Source organism: Streptomyces bottropensis ATCC 25435 (assembly GCF_000383595.1).
GTDB lineage: Bacteria > Actinomycetota > Actinomycetes > Streptomycetales > Streptomycetaceae > Streptomyces > Streptomyces bottropensis.
Window position 1 is genome coordinate 7533195 of sequence record NZ_KB911581.1, and the last position, 18988, is coordinate 7552182.

Annotated in this window: 16 protein-coding genes; 7 read left to right on the top strand and 9 right to left on the bottom strand. The window is 72.8% G+C overall.

Features of this window, described 5'->3' with window-relative positions; all coding sequences use genetic code 11:
* Position 1: 1 nt before the first annotated feature.
* The 3 genes from STRBO_RS0133355 to STRBO_RS0133365 are packed head-to-tail and all read left to right on the top strand — an operon-like array spanning position 2 to position 2993.
* On the top strand, positions 2-1150 hold the full coding sequence (locus STRBO_RS0133355; RefSeq protein WP_005479513.1) for a glycosyltransferase: 1149 nt from the start codon (positions 2-4) through the stop codon (positions 1148-1150).
* A gap of 20 nt (positions 1151-1170) precedes the next feature.
* The gene (locus STRBO_RS0133360) at positions 1171-1815 is read left to right on the top strand and encodes a YveK family protein (RefSeq protein WP_020115474.1); all 645 of its coding nucleotides are present in this window, start codon (positions 1171-1173) and stop codon (positions 1813-1815) included.
* Positions 1812-2993: a GNAT family N-acetyltransferase gene (locus tag STRBO_RS0133365; protein WP_005479517.1), complete on the top strand. Its 1182-nt coding sequence runs from the start codon at positions 1812-1814 to the stop codon at positions 2991-2993. Before STRBO_RS0133360 ends, STRBO_RS0133365 begins: the two co-directional genes overlap by 4 nt.
* A gap of 22 nt (positions 2994-3015) precedes the next feature.
* Here the strand turns inward: STRBO_RS0133365 and STRBO_RS0133370 are convergent, their stop codons facing one another.
* Positions 3016-4440 carry a glycoside hydrolase family 26 protein gene (locus STRBO_RS0133370; RefSeq protein WP_028796987.1) on the bottom strand — a complete coding sequence of 475 codons (1425 nt, stop codon included), beginning with the start codon at positions 4438-4440 and terminating at the stop codon, positions 3016-3018.
* 179 nt (positions 4441-4619) lie between these two features.
* On the opposite strand from STRBO_RS0133370, the gene STRBO_RS0133375 reads away from it, so the two are divergent.
* Both STRBO_RS0133375 and STRBO_RS0133380 read left to right on the top strand, forming a co-directional pair.
* Positions 4620-5921, top strand: a complete 1302-nt coding sequence (locus STRBO_RS0133375) for a carboxylate--amine ligase (protein ID WP_037628016.1) — start codon at positions 4620-4622, stop codon at positions 5919-5921.
* Positions 5921-7180: an NAD(P)-binding domain-containing protein gene (locus STRBO_RS0133380; RefSeq protein WP_005479530.1), complete on the top strand. Its 1260-nt coding sequence runs from the start codon at positions 5921-5923 to the stop codon at positions 7178-7180. The genes STRBO_RS0133375 and STRBO_RS0133380 overlap by 1 nt, the downstream gene beginning before the upstream one ends.
* A gap of 51 nt (positions 7181-7231) precedes the next feature.
* Here the strand turns inward: STRBO_RS0133380 and STRBO_RS0133385 are convergent, their stop codons facing one another.
* The 4 genes from STRBO_RS0133385 to STRBO_RS0133400 form a co-directional block, all read right to left on the bottom strand.
* A complete protein-coding gene (locus STRBO_RS0133385; protein ID WP_005479538.1) occupies positions 7232-8308 on the bottom strand; it encodes a chaplin family protein in 1077 nt (358 codons plus the stop codon).
* Between the two features lie 110 nt (positions 8309-8418).
* Positions 8419-8676, bottom strand: a complete 258-nt coding sequence (locus STRBO_RS0133390; protein ID WP_005479539.1) for a chaplin — start codon at positions 8674-8676, stop codon at positions 8419-8421.
* A gap of 254 nt (positions 8677-8930) precedes the next feature.
* Positions 8931-9344 (bottom strand): rodlin, encoded by a 414-nt coding sequence (locus STRBO_RS0133395; protein WP_020115477.1) that lies wholly within the window; start codon positions 9342-9344, stop codon positions 8931-8933.
* Positions 9345-9514: 170 nt separating this feature from the next.
* Positions 9515-9934 carry a rodlin gene (locus tag STRBO_RS0133400; RefSeq protein ID WP_005479541.1) on the bottom strand — a complete coding sequence of 140 codons (420 nt, stop codon included), beginning with the start codon at positions 9932-9934 and terminating at the stop codon, positions 9515-9517.
* Positions 9935-10187: 253 nt separating this feature from the next.
* Between STRBO_RS0133400 and STRBO_RS0133405 the strand changes: the two genes are divergently transcribed.
* Entirely contained in the window at positions 10188-10619 is a 432-nt protein-coding gene (locus STRBO_RS0133405) for a rodlin (protein ID WP_020115478.1), read from the top strand.
* An 83-nt stretch (positions 10620-10702) separates the two neighbouring features.
* On the opposite strand, the gene STRBO_RS0133410 is transcribed toward STRBO_RS0133405, so the two are convergent.
* Positions 10703-12628 (bottom strand): AMP-dependent synthetase/ligase, encoded by a 1926-nt coding sequence (locus STRBO_RS0133410; RefSeq protein WP_020115479.1) that lies wholly within the window; start codon positions 12626-12628, stop codon positions 10703-10705.
* A 123-nt stretch (positions 12629-12751) separates the two neighbouring features.
* Between STRBO_RS0133410 and STRBO_RS0133415 the strand changes: the two genes are divergently transcribed.
* Positions 12752-13402 (top strand): chorismate mutase, encoded by a 651-nt coding sequence (locus STRBO_RS0133415; protein WP_020115480.1) that lies wholly within the window; start codon positions 12752-12754, stop codon positions 13400-13402.
* Here the strand turns inward: STRBO_RS0133415 and STRBO_RS0133420 are convergent.
* From STRBO_RS0133420 to STRBO_RS0133430, 3 genes are all read right to left on the bottom strand, one after another.
* The gene (locus STRBO_RS0133420) at positions 13399-15015 is read right to left on the bottom strand and encodes a vWA domain-containing protein (RefSeq protein WP_005479546.1); all 1617 of its coding nucleotides are present in this window, start codon (positions 15013-15015) and stop codon (positions 13399-13401) included. The genes STRBO_RS0133415 and STRBO_RS0133420 overlap by 4 nt on opposite strands.
* A gap of 168 nt (positions 15016-15183) precedes the next feature.
* Positions 15184-16080, bottom strand: coding sequence for an ABC transporter permease (locus STRBO_RS0133425; RefSeq protein WP_005479548.1), 897 nt, complete (start codon positions 16078-16080; stop codon positions 15184-15186).
* Positions 16077-18734, bottom strand: a complete 2658-nt coding sequence (locus tag STRBO_RS0133430; RefSeq protein WP_005479549.1) for an alpha/beta fold hydrolase — start codon at positions 18732-18734, stop codon at positions 16077-16079. Before STRBO_RS0133430 ends, STRBO_RS0133425 begins: the two co-directional genes overlap by 4 nt.
* Between the last annotated feature and the right edge of the window lie 254 nt (positions 18735-18988).

Below are 18988 nucleotides of genomic sequence, written 5' to 3' on the forward strand. Positions count from 1 at the left end.
CGTGAAGGCGCTGCACATCATCACCGGCCTCGGCGTCGGGGGCGCGGAGCAGCAACTGCGGCTGCTGCTGCGTCATCTGCCGGTCGACTGCGACGTGGTGACACTGACCAACCCGGGCCCGGTCGCCGACGGTCTCACCGCCGACGGGGTCCGTGTCACCCATCTGGGCATGGCGGGCAACCGTGACCTCGCCGCGCTCCCCCGTCTGGTGCGGCTGATCCGCCGGGGCGGCTACGACCTCGTCCACACCCACCTCTACCGGGCCTGCGTGTACGGCCGGTTCGCCGCCCGGCTGGCGGGGGTCCGCGCGGTCGTGGCCACCGAGCACTCCCTCGGCGACTCGCAGATGGAGGGGCGTCGGCTGTCCGCCGGAGTGCGCGCCCTGTATCTCGCCAGCGAGCGCCTCGGCCGGTCCACGGTCGCCGTCTCGCCGACCGTCGCCGACCGGCTGCAGCGCTGGGGCGTGCCGGCCCCACGGATCGAGGTCGTCCCCAACGGCATCGACCTCGCCGGCTTCCGCTTCGATCCGGACCTGCGCGAGCTGACCCGGCGGCGGCTCGGGCTGCCGGAGGGCGCGTACGTCGTCGGCGGTGTCGGACGGCTCGCGGCCGGCAAGCGGTTCGACGTGCTGGTCCGGGCGCTCGGCCGGCTGCCGGACGACTGCTGGCTGTTGATCGCCGGCGGTGGCCCGGAGGAGAGCGTGCTGCGTCGGTCCGCCCAGCGGGCCGGGGTCGCCGACCGGGTGCTCCTCACCGGGGAACGGCCGGCCGCGGGCGCCCCCGGGGCCGATCTGCCCTCGCTGATGAACGCCATGGACGTGCTCGCCTCGCCCAGCGCCGAGGAGGCCTTCGGGCTCGCGGTGGTGGAGGCGATGGCGTCCGGGCTGCCCGTGCTCTACGTCTCCTGCCCGGCGATCGAGGACCTGCCACCGGACGCGACCGTCGGCGCCCGGCGCGTCCAGGGGGGCGCGGAGTCGTTCGTCAGCGCCCTGCTGGACCTCCGCGCGCAGGGCGCGCGCAGCCGGGCCGTCCCCGCCGCCGCCCAGCACTACTGCATCACCCGCAGCGCCGCCCAGCTCATGGACGTGTACGCGGCCGCCGTCTCCCGCACGCCCTCGCCGACCCCGCCCCTGGGAGTGAGTTCCGTATGACCGACCGTACGTCTGAACGTATGTCCGACAGCCCGCACCGCGGGCCGGCCCACGGCGGCCGCGCCCGCTCCCTGCCCTCCTGGTCCCTGCTCGCGGCCGGCGCCCTGCTCGGCGGGGTGGCCGGGGGCGCGTACGGCGTGGTGAAGGCGCCCGTCTACACCGCCACCAGCTATCTCGTCGTCGTGCCCGCCGAGGGGTCGGACACCCAGTCGGCGCTCGGTTTCGCACAGGCGTACGGGCGGGTGGCGACGCAGGTCGCGGTGCTCGGGGACGCGCAGGTATGGGCGGGGGTGCCGGTGGAGACGCTGCGCAAGGACGTGCGGACGGCGACGTCGCCGGACGCGCCGATGGTCGCCGTCTCCGCCACCTCCTCGCGGCCGGACCTCGCCGCGGACATGGCCAACGCCGTCTCCCGGGCCCTGACCCGGCACGCGAACGACAGCCAGAGGTCCACGCGCGTCGAACTGCAGCAGTTCGCCCGCGCGACCAGGCCGACCGAGGCGTCCTCGGCGTCGCCGACGGTGACCGCTCTGGTGGGCACCGCGGCCGGCGGGCTGCTCGGCGGACTGGCCCTGCTGATCAGGCCCCGGCGCGCCCCCGGGGCCCCGCCCTCGGCCTCCGTACCGGGTCCCGCTCTCGCCGCCGACGCCCACGGACAGCTGTGACCAGCGTCCTGGAGACGGGGACGAGCACCACCCTGCGCGCCGAACTGTGCACCGACGAGCGCGAGTTCGGCGAGCTGGCCGGGCCCTGGGACCGTCTGTACCGGCGGTGCGGCGCGGCCACCCCGTTCCAGAACCACGCCTGGCTGCACTCCTGGTGGCTGTCGTACGGCACCCCCGGAAGGCTCCGGCTGGTCCTCGTCCGCGACGGGGCCGAGCTGCGCGCGGTCGCCCCGCTGATGCTCGTACGGCGTCCGCTGCCCGCCCTGGTCCCGCTGGGCTGCCCGATCTCGGACTTCGCGGACGTGATCGTCGACGACGAGTACGCCGAACAGGCGTCGGCGGCGCTCGCCGAGGGGCTGTCGGCCGCCGCCCGGACCGCGCTGATCGACTTCCGCGAGGTACGGCCCGGCGCCGCCGTCGAACAGATCTACGACCGCTGGCGGGGACCCCGCCGCAAGGTGGCCGACTCGGTCTGTCTGGAGCTGCCCGCGCGGCCCATGGACGAGCTGGTCAAGCGGCTGCCCAACTCCCGGGCCCAGCGGGTGCGCGCCAAGCTCCGCAAGCTCGGCGACCTCGGCATCGAGCCGCGGGCGGTGGGCGCCGACGAGGTGGACGCGGCCCTGCGGACCATGCTGGACCTGCACCGCCTGCAGTGGCAGGACCGCAAGGTGACCACCGAGCACATGCGCCCCCGCTTCTCCGAGCATCTGTCCCGCGCGGTCGGGCCGATGGTGCGCTCGGGGGACGCCGTGGTGACCGAGTTCCGGCTGGACGGCGACGTGATGGCCGTCGACGTCACCCTGCTGTCGCAGCGGCTGGCGGGCGGTTACCTCTACGGCGCCCACCCGCGGCTGCGCGAACGCAAGGCGGACGTCGCCACCATGCTGCTCAACGCCTGCGCCGGGCATGTCGGTTCCGGCGTCCACCAGGTGCTGAGCCTGCTGCGGGGTGCCGAGCCGTACAAGCTGCGCTGGCGCCCGGACACCGTCGTCAACCAGCGCCTGCTGCTCGCCCGCCGCCGCACCGCGCCCCTGCTGTCGGCCGTCGCCTGCGACGCGGCGGCCCGGCTGCGGGGCAAGGAACTGCTCCACCGGTGGCGGGCCAGGAAGGACGCCGAGCAGAACCGGGAGCGCGGGGACCGGCCGGAGCGGAAGGAACGTGGTGGCGGCGGGCCCTGAGCGGCCCGCCGCCGGCTCCGGATCACCGGTAGCGCGACCACCAGTCCGTACGGACGCAGAGCTTCCCGCCGAGCCAGTACTCCACCCAGTCGCCCAGCTCCAGCGGCGAACAGTTCGGCGGACGTACGGGTGTGGTGGGAGCCGGTTTCGGTGTGGGGGTGGGCGTCGGAGTCGCGGTCGTGTCACGGCCGAAGAGCATCGACCGGTACACCTGCGCCGCCTTCGGGTTGCTCGCGCACTGCCAGACACCGTGCGGGCAGTAGTCCGTGAGCGTGTTGTAGACCGGCTTGTGCTCGTCCATCCAGGCGAGCATGCGCCGCATGTACTCCGGGTTGTCGCCGTTGCGGAAGAGTCCCCATTCCGCGTAGGAGATGGGCTTCTTGTGCGCCTTCGCGAAATCGACGTGTGCCTGCAGGCCGTAGGGCTCCTTCACCTGTTCGTCGAAGGTGATTCCGCGCGGCTGGTCGTAGGAGTCCATGCCGATGATGTCGACCGTGTCGTCCCCCGGATAACACTGCGTCCAGGGAATGGCGTCCCGGCCCCGGTTCGGGGTCCAGTCGAACGTGAATTTCTGGCCCGGCACCGCGCGCATCGTGGTGACGATCCTGTTCCAGTACTTCTTCCAGCTCTCCGGGTCGGGCCCGCAGCGATGGGTGTACGTGATGCCGTTCATCTCCCAGCCGAGCACGATCACCGTGTCCGGGATCTTCAGCTCGACCAGTCGCTCCGCGAGCCGGCGATAGTGGTGGTCGAACTGACCGGCGGCGGCGCGGCGCAGCAGCGCGCGGACCTCGTGGTCGGAGACGCCCTCCTCGTTGCGCTCCATCATGGGCACGTTGAGGACGAACATCCGGTCGTCCTCGTCGCGCCGCCACTCGGCCCAGGCGTCCAGGAAGCCGGGCAGGCCCTCGATGTTGGACCAGCGGTCGCCCGGCAGGTAGGTGTGCGCCACCCGCAGGTCGGAGCCGCCCAGCCAGTCGCTCAGCTCGGCGATCCGGGCGACCCCGCGGGGCCCGTAGTGCAGGTAGGCGCCGATGGCCGGCAACTGCTCGGGAAGCTTCGGGGTCGCGGAGGACGTGGCCGGCACGGGCGAGCCCGCCGGCGGCGGGGCGGAGGCGCTCGGGGCGGCCGGTGCCGTCGGGACGGCCGGAGCGGGCGTCTTGGCGACCGGAGCCGGGGTGACGGCGGCGGGCGCCGCCGGGACCGTGGGCTTGGCCGGAGCGGCCGGGGCCGTGGGCTTGGCCGGAGCCGCCGGAGCCGTGGGCTTGGCCGGAGCGGCCGGGGCCGGCGGTGCCGGTGGGTCGGTCGCCCGGCTCGCCACCCGCGCGCCCACGGCGTGCACCGGGACCGACGCGAGGGCGAACGACGCGACCACGCCGGCCGCGACGAGCGCCATCCCTCTGGTGCGGGGTCTCCTGTGCCGGGGCCGCCGCTGTTGTGGAGCCATGTCCGCTCCCCTCTCCGCTCTGTTCACTTCACTGCTTTCCGCCGCCGATTTCCACCTACTGACAATCAGTCATACGAATACGAATTCCGCCAACTGGGGCTCCGGCCTTCGGGTGCCCGAATCGCCCGCACGGGTGACCCGACGTCAAAGAAATGTGCGAGGACCCCGACGAAATGAACGTGTCGCCACTCGACACCCGCGTTCCGGCCGTTCTGCTGAGAACGGACCGCAATCCCTTTCACCACGGAACCCTGGGCGCCGTACGCTCCCTGGGGCGCGCCGGTGTGGAGGTGCACCTGGTCGCCGACTGCGAGGGCAGCCCCGTGCGCAGCTCCCGGTACCTCCACACGACGCACACCCCGCCCCGGCTCGGCGCCTCCCTCGACGAATTCACGGCCGTGCTGCGCCGGGTGGCTGATCTGGTCGGCCGTCCCGCGGTGCTCATCGCCCTGGACGACGCGAGCGCCGTGGCCACCGGCCGGCTGCGCGAGGAGCTGACGGAGGGTTATCTGCTTCCGGCCGGGCCCGCCGCTCTCGCCGAACAGGTGGCCGACAAGGCGGAACTGGCCGCGCTGTGCGGGCGCCTGGACCTCCCCCACCCCGCGACGGTGGTCCCCGGCGGCCCGGCGGAGGCCACCGCCGCCGCGCGGGAGCTGGGCCTGCCGGTGGTGGCCAAGTGGAGCCGCCCGTGGCTGCTGCCCGCCGACGCGGGGCTGCGCAGCACGGTGGTGGTGCGCTCGGCCGGGGAGGCCGCGGCCCTGTTCCGGCGTTCGGAGCAGGCCGGCAGCCGACTGCTCCTCCAGGCGTTCCTGCCGCCGGGGCTCGACCGCGACTGGTTCTTCCACGGGTACGCCGACCGCACCGGGGCCGTGCGCGGCGGCGGCACCGGCCAGAAGCTGGCTGCCTGGCCGCGCGGCGCCGGGCTGACCGCCGTCGGCCGCTGGACCCCCAACCCCGAGGTGCGAGCCCTGGCCGAGCGGCTGACCGGCGCGCTCGGCTACCGAGGCGTGTTCGACCTCGACTTCCGCCGCGAGGGCAGCACCGGCGCGTACCACCTGCTCGACTTCAATCCGCGTCCCGGCGCCCAGTTCCGCCTGTTCACGGACGCGGCCGGCATCGACGTCGTCAGCGCCCTGCATCTGGACCTGACCGGCCGCCGGATCCCGGACGGGGCCCCCGTGCCGGGCCGGACCTTCGTCGTGGAGAACTACGCGCCCCTCGCCGCGCTGCGCCGGACGTCCCTGCCGTACCCGCCGTCCGGGCCGGGCGCGCGCGAGCTGGCCTGGTACGCGCGGGACGACCGCGCCCCCGGCCTCGCGCTGTGGTCGCTGTGGCCACGCCGCGCGCTCGGCCGCCTGCTGGCACCCCGCCCGCCGCTTCCCCTCCAGCGCGACCACGCCCCCGGCGAGGTCCACGCCGGGAGCGGTACCGAGAACCACGCCGAGAACCGCGCCGAGAACGAGAAAGCGAGCAGACCCTGATGTACGACCTGCTGGTGGTGGGCGCCGGCCCGTACGGCCTGTCCATCGCGTCCCATGCCGCGGCCGCCGGGCTCAGCCTGCGCGTCCTCGGCCGTCCCATGGCGTCCTGGCGCGACCACATGCCGCCCGGCATGTTCCTCAAGTCCGAGCCCTGGGCCTCCAACCTGAGCGATCCCGAGGGGCGTTGGCGGCTCGACGCGTACTGCGCCGAGCAGGGCTTCGAGGCCCGCCACGGCCGGCCGATCCCGGTCGGCACGTTCGCCTCGTACGGCCTGTGGTTCGCCCGCAACGCCCTCCCGCCCGTCGACGAGCGCATGGTCACGCTGCTTCGGCGCCACCACGGCGGTTTCGAGGCGGTCCTGGACGACGGGGAGACGGTCCGCGCCCGCACGGTGGCCCTCGCCGTGGGTGTCGTGCCGTTTATCGAAATCCCGTCCGCGCTACGGGAGTTGCCGCCGGACCGGGTCTCCCACAGCAGCCACCACAGCGACCTCGACCGCTTCCGGGGCAGGGACGTCACGGTGGTCGGCGGCGGCCAGGCGGCTCTGGAGACGGCCGCGCTCCTGGCCGAACAGGGCACACGCGTCCGTGTGCTGGCCCGCTCCGGCGCCCTGCGCTGGAACGACGTCCCGCCCCCGCTGGAGCGCCGGCCGTGGGACTCCGTCCGCTCCCCGCACAGCGGCCTCGGCTGCGGCTGGCGCAACTGGTTCTACGCGGAGCGTCCGGGCTGGTACCGCCGCCTGCCCGAGGCGGGAAGGGTGCGGATCGCGGCGGAGGCGCTCGGCCCCGCGGGCGCCTGGTGGGTCCGCGACCGTGTCGAGCCGGCCGTCGAGGTACGGCTCGGCCAGGAGGTCGCGACGGCGTACGAGACGGGCGGCGCCGTACGCCTGGAGACGGTCGGCCGCGGCGGTGAGCCGGCCTCGCTGGAGACCGAACACGTCATCGCGGCCACGGGGTTCCGGGCCACCTGCGAGCGGCTGGACCTGCTGGCGCGTGAGGTGCGCGCGGATCTGGTGGCCCTCGCAGACGGCTCGCCCTCAGTCGGGCGGGACTTCGAGTCCTCGGTCCCCGGCCTGTTCCTCGCCGGCCTCACCACCGCGGCCGGTTTCGGTCCCGCGATGCGCTTCGTGCACGGCGCGTCGTTCACCGCCCCGACCCTCCTGCGAGGGGTGCGGCGGCGGCTGCGCGCCGGGGTGCCCGGCGGACGCATCCCGGCGCCGGGAGCGCGGGCGGACCTGGCCTCCACCGCCGGGGCGTGACGCACGCGGGTGCCGGGAGGCGCGCCCGCGCGTCCCGGCACCCGCGTGGACTCAACGACGGGAAGCGGCCCGGCCCCGCCGGTACAGGATGCCCCCACCCGCGATCAGCGCGACGCTGGCCGCCCCGGCCGCGAGCAGGGCCTCACGGTCGCTGCCGGTCTCGGGGAGCGTGGGCGGGTGATCCGTCGGGGGCTGGTCCGTCGGCGGGTGGTCGGTGGGGGGCCTGTCCGTCGGAGGCTTGTCGGTGGGAGAGAGGTGGCCCGTGGGGGGCTTGCCCGTGGGGCTGGGGCCGCCGGTCGGCGGCTTGTGCGTCGGGGGCTTCTCCGTCGGAGGCTTGCCCGTGGGGCTCGGACCGCCGGTCGGCGGCTTGTGCGTCGGCGGCTTCGTCGTGGGCGGCTGCGTCGGCGGCTGGTGCGGAGGCTTGGTCGGCGGGGTGTCGCCGTAGCCGACCTCGGTGTCCTCGTCGGTGTCCGGGGTGTCGCCGTAGTCGCTCGGGGCGTCGCCGTGGCCGCTCGGGGCGTCGCCGTAGTCGCTCGGGGCGTCGCCGTAGTCGCTCGGGGCGTCGCCGTAGTCGCTCGGCGTGTCGTCGTGGTTCCCGTAGCCCTCGTCGCTCCCGTAGCCCTCGTCGCTCCCGTAGCCCTCGTCGCTCCCGTGGCCTTCCTCGTCCCAGCTCTGCGGGTACTCCACGGGTTCGTCGTACTCCTCGTACGTGTCCGGCCGCGTGTACTCCTCGTACGCCTGCTCCCAGGACTCCTCCGCGTCCGCCGGCGGGGCCGGCGTGTACTCGGGCTCCGCCACCGGGGTGGCGTGGCGCTCCGGAGCGCTCTCGGTGCTCTGGGCGCGCTCGGCGTTCTCGGTGCTCCGGGAGTTCTCCGGGGCGTGGTCGCCGGTGTTGCCGCACTCGTTGCCGAGGGTCGGGTTGCCGAGGGCCGCGGCGTCGACGGTGTTGCCGCAGACGTTCACCGGGACGGTGACCGGCACCTCGACCGCGTTGCCCGACGCGACGCCGGGCGAGTTCGAGGCAGCCCCGCGCGCGCCCGTGTCCGCGAGCACCGGCGTGCCGTAGAGGGACAGCAGGCCCGTCGTCGCGGCGGCCACGACCATTCTCTTGCGCAGGTTCTGTCGCATTTCTCTTTCTTCCTGCTCGAAGAAGTGGGAAAAGCCGGCCTTGGAGCCGTTGAGAACACTCCAAGACCGGCTGAGGCACAGCCGAACGGCTGCTGCGATGCGCTACGACGTCAGTCGTTGACGCACACGTTGCCGGCTGTCGGGTTGAGCAGGGCGATGATGTTGATCGAGTTGCCGCACACGTTGATGGGCACGTGGACGGGGACCTGCACCACGTTGCCCGAGAGGACACCCGGGGAGCCGATGGCGGCACCGTGGGCCTCCGCGTCGGCGACGGCCGGGGTGGCCAGACCCACGGCCATGATCACGCCGGCCACGACAGCTGCGCTCTTCTTGAGCTTCACGTCATTTCCCTTCTCTGCGGTCATGCCTCAATTGACGGCCGAAACCGAGCGAGCACAGCATGAACGGCTCGCATCATGACCCGCAGTCTGCGAACGAGGAATAGACACGGAAAGAAACTAAGGAACGCGGGGAGTCGGGTAATTCACCCGATCGCCCCGCGAATTTACCGAACAGCCGATATGACGACCACCCGAACGGCCCCTGCCCGGGAACAGGCGAAGGGCTCGGGCCGCGCGCGCAGCGCGTGGGCGACCCGAGCCGTTCATCGGTTCTACGGTCAGCCGTTGTTGTTGCCGTTGCCGTTGCCGTTGTCCGAGAGGATCGGGATGTCGGACAGGATGTGCGACAGCGGCTCGTCACCCTTGGCCTGGGTGGAGTTCTCCGTGCACTGCTGGTTCTGCGGCGCGGACAGGATCGGGATGTCCTGGGCGGCGAGGCCGGCCAGCAGCCCGATTCCGCCGATGTTCGCCTTGGCAGGCAGGCCGATGCAGGGCTTGTTGAGCGAGCCCTGGACCAGCGAGAGCTGCGGGCTCATGTCGCCCTTGGTCACGGAGTTGCCGAACGCCTGGCTGGCACCGTTGCCGCTGAAGGACGTGGTCCCACCGTCATCGGCGAGCGCCTGGGGCGCGACGCCGGCCGCGAGTCCGGTGATGGAGGCGGCAACAGCCGCGGTAGCCCACAGCTTCTTCATGTTCGATCCCTTTCGGAAAGCGGACTCCGTTGCGGAGTTGCGCCCTGCTCAACAGGACATCCGGCCAACGGTTGCGTTGATTGCCCCTGTTAGCGCAATAGGAGGCTTATCGGGGCACTTGGGTGCCGTGGTGGGCCGCCGGCTGAGGGCAGGCCCCGTGCGAGGGCGTGCTACTTCTTCCCGCCGCCGTTGTTGTTGCCGTTGCCGTTGTCCGAGAGGATCGGGATGTCGGACAGCAGGTGCGACAGCGGCTCGTCACCCTTGGCCTGGGTGGAGTTCTCCGTGCACTGTTGGTTCTGCGGGGCGGACAGGACCGGGATGTCCTGAAGCGCGATACCCGCGGCGCCGATGCCGCCGAGGTTGAGCTTGGCCGGCAGGGCGATGCAGGGCTTGTTGAACGAGCCCTGGATCAGCGCCATCTGCGGGCTCATGTTGCCGTACGTCGCCGAGTTGCCGTAGACCTGCTGGGCGTCGTTGCCACTGAAGGTGGTGGTGCCCGCGTCATCGGCGAGCGCCTGGGGCGCGGTGACCGCCGAGGCTCCGACGACGGAGGCGGCGATCGTCGCTGCGGCCATGATCTTCTTGATCACTTGCGATTCCCTTCTGGAAGAACCCCGTTTCCACCGGAGCGCCATGGACAACTTCCCGCGGGCTCCCCGGTTGCTCTGATTCACTCCGTCGGCCCACGCGACGGAGTGGAAGAGGGGCGCGCGGAGCGTTTCCGATCCCCCTTGAATTCACCGCCGTGAGCGGGCCGAACGGGTGATGTGCCGAAACCGACGGTGGCCCGCCGCCGTTGCTGCAGAGCATGGACCAGCGGGTCCGTCAGGAAAGGAATGCGAAATGCTCAAGAAGGCAATGGCCACGGTCGCGGTCGCCGCTTCCATCACCGGCCTCGCGGCCGGCGTCGCGCCCCAGGCGCTCGCCGATGACGGTGGGACCACGTCCTTCAGCGGCAACGGTGCCAGCCAGGCGTTCGGCAACTCCGTGACCAAGGGCGACATGAGCCCGCAGCTCTCGCTGGTCCAGGGCTCGCTCAACAAGCCCTGCATCGGTCTGCCTGCCAAGCTCAACGCCGGCGGCATCGGAGCCATCGGAGTCGCCCTCCAGGACATCCCGATCCTGTCCGCCCCGCAGAACCAGCAGTGCACGGAGAACTCCACCCAGGCCAAGGGCGACGAGCCGCTGTCGCACATCCTGTCCGACATCCCGATCCTCTCGGACAACGGCAACGGCAACAACAACGGCGGCGGCAACGGCGCCAAGCACCACTGACGCCACCACCGGACACACCGGAGCGGGCCGCCGAGTTCATCGGCGGCCCGCTCCGCCGTGTCCCCCCAGGTGCCGGCCCCGGCTCACTTCTTCGCGTACAGCGACTCGATCGCCGCCGCGTACGCCGCCCCGACCGCGTGGCGTTTGATCTTCATCGACGGGGTGAGCAGGCCGTTCTCCTCGTTGAAGCCGCCTTCCACCACCTTGAACTCGCGGATGGACTCGGCGCGGGAGACGGCCTGGTTGGCGTAGTCGACGGCCTGCTGGACGTCGGCGCGCATCCGGGGATCGGCGACGATCTCGGAGAGCGGGGTGTCCGGGGACATGCCGCGCACGTGCAGCCAGTGGGTGACGTCCTCGGGGTCGAGGGTGATGAGGGCGGCGACGAAGGGGCGGTTGTCGCCGACGACCATGCACTGCCCGACCGGGGGGCGGCTGCGCAGCCGGTCCTCCAGGACGGCCGGCGAAACGTTCTTGCCGCCGGAGGTGACGAGGATGTCCTTCTTGCGGCCGGTGATGGTGAGATAGCCGTCCTCGTCGAGCGCGCCGAGGTCGCCGGTGGCGAACCAGTCGTCGGTGAGGGCCGCGTCGGTGGCGACCGGGTCGTTCCAGTAGGTGCCGAAGACGATGCCGCCCTTGATGAGGACCTCCCCGTCGTCGGCGATGCGGACCGCCGTGCCGGGGACGGGCCGGCCGACGGTGCCGGGGCGGGGCTTGAGAGGCGGGACGATGGTGGCGGCCGCGGTGGTCTCGGTGAGGCCATAGCCCTCGTAGACGATGACCCCGGCGGCGTAGAAGAAGAGGTTGAGGTCGCGGTCGAGCGGGGAGCCGCCGCTGATGGCGTAGCGCATCCGGCCGCCCAGTTCCCTGCGGATGCGGCGGTAGACCAGCAGGTCGTACAGGGCCCAGGCGGCGTACAGGCCGGGGGTGGGGCCGGGGCCCCGGTCGAGGAACCTGTCCAGGTAGGCCTTGGCGAAGCGCACGCCGATGCGGTGGGCGCGGTCGAAGGAGGCGCCGCGGCCGATGCGTTCGGCGGTGGCCCGGCCGGTGGCGTGGATCCGCTCGAAGAGGTAGGGGACGCCGACGAGGAAGGTGGGGCGGAACTTCTTGAGGGCGGGCCGCAGTTCGGCGGGCTTGATGCTCGGGCAGTGGCCGATCTCGATGCGGGCCATCAGGCAGGCGATCTGGATCGCGCGGCCGAGGATGTGGGCCAGGGGGAGGAAGAGGAGGGTCGAGGCGGCCTGGCCGGTGATCTCCTTGAAGATCGGGTGGAGGAGTTCGACCGTGTTGGCGGCCTCCGCGTGGAGGTTGGCGTGGGTGAGGACGCAGCCCTTGGGACGGCCGGTGGTGCCGGAGGTGTAGCAGATGGTGGCGGCCGTGTCCGGGGTGAGGGCGGCGCGACGCTTGGTGACCTCGTCGTCGGGGACGCCCCGGCCCAGGTCGGCGAGGTGCGAGAGCGCCTCCCGGTCGATCTGCCAGACGTGCGGGGGCTGGGAGTGGCGGGCGGTGGCGGTGGCGACGGCCTCCGCGTTCCCGGCGGTCTCCGCGACCACGAAACGGGAGCCGGAATCGCGGACGATCCACTCGATCTGCTCGGGCGAGGACGTGGCGTAGATGGGCACGGACTGGCCGCCGGCCGCCCAGACGGCGAAGTCGAGGACCGTCCACTCGTAGCGGGTGCGGGACATCAGCGCGACGCGGCCGCCCGGTTCGAGGCCGGCGGCGATCAGCCCCTTGGCGGTCTCGGTGACCTCGCGGGCGAAGGCGGCGGCGGTCACCGGGTGGTAGGTGCCGTGGTGGTCGGCGCGGCGCAGGACCACAGCGCCGGGCGCCTCGGTGGCGTTGACGAAGGGGAGGTCGGCGATGCTGCCGCCGGTCGGGCGGGGCGCGAGGGCGGGTGTGCGCGCCTCGCGGACGACACCCCGCGCGTCCCTGACGACCTCGACCTTCGCGCGGTCGGACAGGCCGCCGCGCTGTTTCGCCCGGTTCAAGTCCCTGTGTACGCCCATCACCGCTCCCCGAGGTCTCACACATCCACGTTACTGGCGAGTCAACTTACCGGTACGTAAGGAAATATCAATGCTTGGGCAAGACTGCGAGGCTCGGCAGCGGGCGCGTGATAGGTGTGGATCATGCGCCCCCACCGCCTCGGCTCCACGCTGATCTCCGCCGTCGCCTCCCTCTGCGTCTGTCTGTCCGCCGGTGCCTCGTCGGCCGCGGCCCTGCCCGGTGCTCCGCCGGTCGCCGCCGAGTCGTCCTCCGCCCTTCCTCGTACGGCTCCCGGCGCCCGGTCGCTCACCGTGGTGACGGATCTGTTCGCCGAGCGGCTGCTCGTCGCGGACAAGGTCGCGGCGGCGAAGTACGGGACGACCACGCCGATCGACGACCCCGTGCGGGAGAAGGCGATCCTGGACGACGTGGCCGCGCGGGCGGTCGGGCTCGGCCTCGACCCGGATACGGTCACCGCCGTGTTCCGGGACCAGATCGAGGCCAACAAGCTGGTGCAGCGCGGCCTTTACGCCCGGTGGGACGCGCACCCCGAGGAACGGCCCACCGAGCGGCCCGATCTGGTGAAGGAGGTGCGGCCGGTGCTCGACCGGATCACCACCCAGTTGCTGAGCGCGCTCCAGGAGACGGAGTCTTCGCGGGCCGGGGCGTCGTGCGCGCCCCGGCTGCGGGTGGCGGCGGTGTGGTCCGCGGTCGACCACCGGCTGGACCGGTTGCACGGGCAGGGGCTGGTGCGGGCGTCGCCCTCGGTCTGCGCGCCGGTGGTGAAGCCCTAACCCATCAGCTCCTCCGCCGACTTGATCGCCTCGGCGAGGGCGTAGAGGTCCTTGTCCTCGCGGTCCCTCGCCAGATCGTCCGCCCGCAGGCCCAGTCGGTGCAGGGAGGGGCGGGCCGGGAGGTCGGGCCGGCGGCCGTCCTCCTGGCGGAGGGAGTCGGCGAAGTAGGCGGCCACGGCCGCCACTCGCAGGCCGTACGGGGAGTCGGTCCACAGGTCGTCGTGCAGGGCCGACGCCTCCAGGCCCGCCGCCTCCTCGTGCGGGGTGCGGGTGGCGGGGTCCAGCCAGCGGACGGTGGCGGTGGCGAGGTGGCCTCCCTCGGCGCCGTCCTTGGTGCGGACGACGTAGAGCGCGGTGACGGTGTGGCCGGGGCCGATCTCGCCGCCGTCGACCCGGTCGTCACGGAAGTCCTCGTCGGCGACCCGCCGGTTGTCGTAGCCGATCAGGCGGAACTCCTCGACCGTGGCCGGGTCGAAGGCGACCTGGGCCTTGGCGTCGCGGGCGGTGAGGTCGACGTGGCGCGGGAGTTCCTCGCAGAAGACCTTCTCGGCCTCCTCCTCGGTGGAGACGTAGGTGGTGTGGCCGTCGCCCCGGTCGGCGAGTTGTTCCATGAGCTCGTCGCCGTAGTCGCTGCCGACGCCGACGCCGAAGAGGGTGATGCCGTGGTCGCGGCGTTCGCTCGCGATGCGTTCCAGGATGGTCTCGGCGTCGGTGGAACCGGTGTTGGCGAGGGCGTCGGAGAGCAGGACGACCCGGTTCGTGGCGCCCTTGCGCAGGCCGTCGACGGCGGTCTCGTAGCCGGTCTCGACGCCCGCCGCGAGGTTGGTGGAGTCGGTGGGCTCCAGGCCGTCGACCGCCTCGCGGATCTCGCCCCGGTTGCCGTCGAGGCGGGTCATCGGCAGGACGGTCTCGGCCTCGTCGCTGAAGGTGACGACGGCGACCGAGTCGTCGTCGCGCAGCCGGTTCGTCATCGTGCGCAGGGCGTCCTGGGCGAGGTCGAGGCGGCCCGGTTCGGACATGGACCCGGAGACGTCGATGACGAAGGTGAGGGCGGCGGGCGGGCGTTCGCCATCGCCGCCGGCGGCCCGGGTGGCGAGGCCGACCCGGACCAGGGACCAGTTCTCGGCGTCGGTGCGGGCGCCGTCGACGGTCACCGAGAAGCCGTCGCCGTCCGGGCGTTCGTAGTCCTGGCGGAAGCTGTTGACGAACTCCTCCGGGCGGACCGTCGCCGGGTCGGGCAGGCTGCCCTCGTCCAGGGTGCGGCGGGCGTAGCCGTAGGAGGCCGTGTCGACGTCGAGGGCGAAGGTGGAGAGGTGGTCGGGGGACGGGGCGAAGTCGCCGGAGTCGTCGCCCTGTTCGTCGCGCTGTTCGCCGGAGTCGGGGCCCTCGGGCGCGGGAGCCGGGAAGCCGTCCGCGTCGCCGCTGCTGCCTCCCCGGTCGTACGAGGAGGAGTTGCCCCCGTCACCGCCGTCGCCGCAGCCTGTGAGGAGCAGGGCGCAGGCGGCGCCCAGGGCGAGGAACGCGGTGCCGGCCCGCCGCCCGGCCCGCCGCCTCGGCCTCGTCGTCGGCCCCGTCGTCCTCGTCGTCGGCGTGCTCCTGCGATACGCGTGCATCCGGGCCCCCTAGCCACGTCGTCCGTCGCCCTCCGCGGGTTCTCGCGGTCGGCTGTTGTGACTGTGACGGCGCGCAGGGCCCGGATGTGCGCCACGGGGTGTTGCGGATGCGTCTCGAAGCGGCCACGGCGGGCGCCCACCGAGACCGGTGGGTGATCCTCCGGTGACCTAGGAGACGACGTCCTTGCGGCCGAAACCGCGGAAGGCCAGGGCGAACAGCACCAGCGCGTACGTTACGGAGACGGAGACGCCCTGGATCATGTCGGTGTACTCGGGCTGCGGGCGGACGACGTCCAGCCAGGCGTACTGCCAGTGCGCGGGCAGGAAGTCGCGCCAGTCGCCGAGGGCGGTCACCGAGTCGAGCACGTTGCCGACGATGGTGAGGCCGACGGCACCGCCGACCGCGCCGAGCGGGGCGTCCGTCCGGGTGGAGAGCCAGAACGCCAGTGCTGCGGTGACCAGTTGGGACACGAAGATGTACCCGACCGTGATCAGCAGGGCCTGGGCGGCGGTGCCCGCGGCGAGTTCACCACCGGTGGGCAGCTCCAGCGGGCCCCAGCCGTAGGCCGCGGTGCCGACCGCGAGGGCGACGACCGGCAGCAGCACCAGCGCCGCGAGGCTGAGGGTGAGGCCGACGACGAGCTTGGACCACAGCAGGCGGGCGCGCGGCACGGGCGCGGCGAGAAGGTAGCGCAGGGAGGACCAGCTGGCCTCCGAGGCGACCGTGTCGCCGCAGAACAGCGCGACGGGGATGACGAGCAGGAAGCCCGCGGCGGCGAACAGGTTCACCGCGGCGAAGTTCGCGCCGGACGCGGTGGCCGTGTCCATCAGGTTGACCCGGTTGTTGCCCTCGCCGGGCGAGCCGCCGACCTGGAAGGCGATCAGCAGCACGAGCGGCAGGGCGAACAGGATGCCGCCCATGACCAGCGTGCGGCGGCGCTTCAGCTGGCGGACCAGCTCGACCCCGAGGGGCAGGGTGCGGCCGGCGCGGTAGCCGTCGGCGACCTCGACGGGCCGGGCGGGCCCGGGTTCTGCGTGCTCGGCACGCTCGGCCAGCGTGCTCATGCGGACTCTCCGATCAGGGTGAGGAAGGCGTCTTCGAGGCGGCGGTGCGGGCCGACCGACTCCACGGGTACGTCCAGCCGGACGAGTTCGGCGACCAGACGCCGGGCGCTGCCGCCGGCGTCGAGGCGGACCACCAGACCGCCGTCGGCGGGTACGGCCGATTCGACGCCCGGCAGCGCGGCGATCTTCTCGACGAGCGGCTCGTCCACCGGCTCGGAGGTGCCGACCAGCAGCGTGTCGCCGGAGCCGACGATCTCGCTCACGGGGCCGGCCTGGACGAGCTGCCCGTGGTCCATGACGACCAGATGCGTGCAGGTCTGCTCGACCTCCGCCAACAGGTGGCTGGAGACGATGACCGTGCGGCCGGCGGCCGCGTACCGGATCATGACCTCGCGCATCTCACGGATCTGCGGCGGGTCGAGTCCGTTCGTCGGCTCGTCGAGGATCAGCAGGTCGGGCAGGCCGAGCATGGCCTGGGCGATGGCCAGGCGCTGGCGCATGCCCTGGGAGTAGGTGCGCACCGCGCGGGCCAGGGCGTCGCCGAGGCCGGCGATCTCCAGGGCCTCGTCGAGGTGGGAGTCCTCGGCCGGGCGGCCGGTGGCGGCCCAGTACAGCTCCAGGTTCTCGCGGCCGGAGAGGTGCGGGAGGAAGCCCGCGCCCTCCACGAACGCGCCGACGCGGGAGAGGACCGGGGCGCCCGGCACGATCGCGTGGCCGAAGACGCGGATCTGGCCGCCGTCCGGCTGGATCAGGCCCATCAGCATGCGCAGGGTCGTCGTCTTGCCCGCTCCGTTCGGTCCGAGCAGGCCGAGGACCTGGCCCTTCTCGACGCGCAGGGACAGGTCGCGGACGCTGTAGCGGTCGCCGTTCCTGTACTTCTTGCTCAGGTCGGTGATCTGCAGCGGGACCTCGGCGAGCGACGGGTCGGGGGCCGGGGTGACGATCCGGCGGCGTCCGGTGACGAGCAGGACGGCCGCGATCACGGCGCCGGCGATCGGCAGGTACCAGACCCAGGCGGGCAGGACGTCCGTGCGGTCGGCCCCGGCGAGGGGCGTGGGCACCTCCAGACCGCCCCTGAGGGAGACGGTGTACGTCGCCGGGGTCGTCGGGGAGGCGTAGCCGAGGTCGGTGGAGGCGAGGACCAGACGGAGGCTGTGGCCGTCGTCGAGTTCGTGGTCGACGGCCGGGAGGGTGAGCTTCACGTCCTGGCCGGCCTTCGCGCCCTGCACCCGGACCGGCTCGACGAGCTGGGAGGGGAGGACCTGGGACCTGCCGTCGGGGCCGACGTCGTACACCTTGGCGAAGAGGACGGCGTCCTCGCTGGTCGACTTCACATGGACCGTGGCCGTGGGCGAGCCGGTGATCTGCAGGTCGTCCGTGACGGGCCGGGACTGGAACGCGGCGAACTGGCCGGGGAAGTCGAGGGAGATGCCGACGCCGAGCGAGGACAGCTGGGCCAGGCCGCCGCCGGCGCCGAGGCCGGGGAGGGCGGAGATGGCGGGCGGGTTGGCGCCTGCGGGGTTCTCGAAGCTCTGCTCGCGGCCGGCGAGGGCGATCTTCGTGGGGTCGCTCTCCAGGCCCGGGTAGGCGTCGTCGGTCGTACCGGCGAGGCGGGGCTCGCCGTCGCCGGAGCCGGATCCGAGGGTGCGGGTGACGCGGAACGCGGAGCCGGTGTCCGCGCTCTTGTCGCCCTTCAGATAGCGGTCGAACCAGGCCTGTGTCCGGGCCTGGACCCGGCTCGTCTCCATGTCGCCGCCGTCGTGGCCGCCGGAGATCCAGTCGACCTCCACGGGCGCGCCGTTGGCCTTGATCGCCCGGGCGGCGGCGTCGGCCTGGCCGAGCGGGAAGAGGGAGTCCGTCTGGCCCTGCATCAGCAGGGTGGGCACCTTGATGCGGTCGCCGACGGCCTCGGGGCTGCGCTCCGCCAGGAGCTTCACGGCCTGCGCGTCCGGCTGCCCGGACTCGGCGACCCGCTGGTACATCTCGCAGAGCTGTTTCTCGAACTTCTCGCAGCCGCCGCCGGTGTTGACGAACAGACCGGCCCACAGCTTCTTGAAGACGCCGTTCGGGAACAGGGCGTCCGACAGGTTCCAGTACGTGATCGCGGGCGCGATGGCGTCGACCCGGTCGTCGTACCCGGCGGCCAGCAGTGAGATCGCCCCGCCGTACGAGGCGCCGGCGACGCCGAGGCGCGGGTCGCCCTTCTTGTCGAGCTCGACCTCGGGGCGCGTCGCGAGCCAGTCGATCAGCTTCGAGACGTCGGCGACCTCGCCCTCGGGGTCGTTCAGCCCGATCTTGCCGGTCGAGTCACCGAAGCCGCGGGCGGACCAGGTCAGCACCGCGTAGCCGTCGCGGGCGAGGGCCTCGGCCTGCTTGCGGACGTCGTTCTTGCTGCCGCCGAAGCCGTGTCCGAGCAGGACGGCCGGGCGGCGGCCGTCACCGCCGGAGGTGAAGTACGAGGTGTCGATGCGTACGCCCTCGGCCGTGTCCATGGCCCGGTCGGAGCGCTTCACCGGCGCCGCCTCGTCGGAGGCGGTGGCCGTCCAGGTACCGGCGCCGGCGAGCACGACGACGGCGGCCGCGGCGGCGAGGGTGCGACGCGGCCTCCGCCGAAGCACTCCGCGCAGGCGCGGGCCGGTCAGTCGAAGATCCATGCGTCAACGGTACGGGGGCGTGGTGGTAGGTCACGGCCCCCTCAGGGGGGAGGGGTGGGGTATCCCACGGTCGTACGGGGGGAATTCGGTATACAGCGGGTGCGGTATGCGGGGGCGGGGGCGGGCCTGACAGCAACCTGATAAGTCGGGTCGGTTCCGAGCTGATTCCCGCCCCCGCCGCCCGCGAGCAGCCATTGGCTGAGCCGCTGGCAGCAGCTCGGCCCCCGGACGGCGGGCGTACCGTCGCGGGGCCG

Excerpts from the sequence above, each read along its gene's own strand:
- STRBO_RS0133360 (WP_020115474.1), top strand. The coding sequence starts at position 1,171 with ATGTCCGACAGCCCGCACCGCGGGCCGGCCCACGGCGGCCGCGCCCGC.
- STRBO_RS0133370 (WP_028796987.1), bottom strand. The coding sequence starts at position 4,440 with ATGGCTCCACAACAGCGGCGGCCCCGGCACAGGAGACCCCGCACCAGA.
- STRBO_RS0133380 (WP_005479530.1), top strand. The coding sequence starts at position 5,921 with ATGTACGACCTGCTGGTGGTGGGCGCCGGCCCGTACGGCCTGTCCATC.
- STRBO_RS0133385 (WP_005479538.1), bottom strand. The coding sequence starts at position 8,308 with ATGCGACAGAACCTGCGCAAGAGAATGGTCGTGGCCGCCGCGACGACG.
- STRBO_RS0133390 (WP_005479539.1), bottom strand. The coding sequence starts at position 8,676 with ATGACCGCAGAGAAGGGAAATGACGTGAAGCTCAAGAAGAGCGCAGCT.
- STRBO_RS0133395 (WP_020115477.1), bottom strand. The coding sequence starts at position 9,344 with ATGAAGAAGCTGTGGGCTACCGCGGCTGTTGCCGCCTCCATCACCGGA.
- STRBO_RS0133405 (WP_020115478.1), top strand. The coding sequence starts at position 10,188 with ATGCTCAAGAAGGCAATGGCCACGGTCGCGGTCGCCGCTTCCATCACC.
- STRBO_RS0133410 (WP_020115479.1), bottom strand. The coding sequence starts at position 12,628 with ATGGGCGTACACAGGGACTTGAACCGGGCGAAACAGCGCGGCGGCCTG.
- STRBO_RS0133415 (WP_020115480.1), top strand. The coding sequence starts at position 12,752 with ATGCGCCCCCACCGCCTCGGCTCCACGCTGATCTCCGCCGTCGCCTCC.
- STRBO_RS0133420 (WP_005479546.1), bottom strand. The coding sequence starts at position 15,015 with ATGCACGCGTATCGCAGGAGCACGCCGACGACGAGGACGACGGGGCCG.
- STRBO_RS0133425 (WP_005479548.1), bottom strand. The coding sequence starts at position 16,080 with ATGAGCACGCTGGCCGAGCGTGCCGAGCACGCAGAACCCGGGCCCGCC.
- STRBO_RS0133430 (WP_005479549.1), bottom strand. The coding sequence starts at position 18,734 with ATGGATCTTCGACTGACCGGCCCGCGCCTGCGCGGAGTGCTTCGGCGG.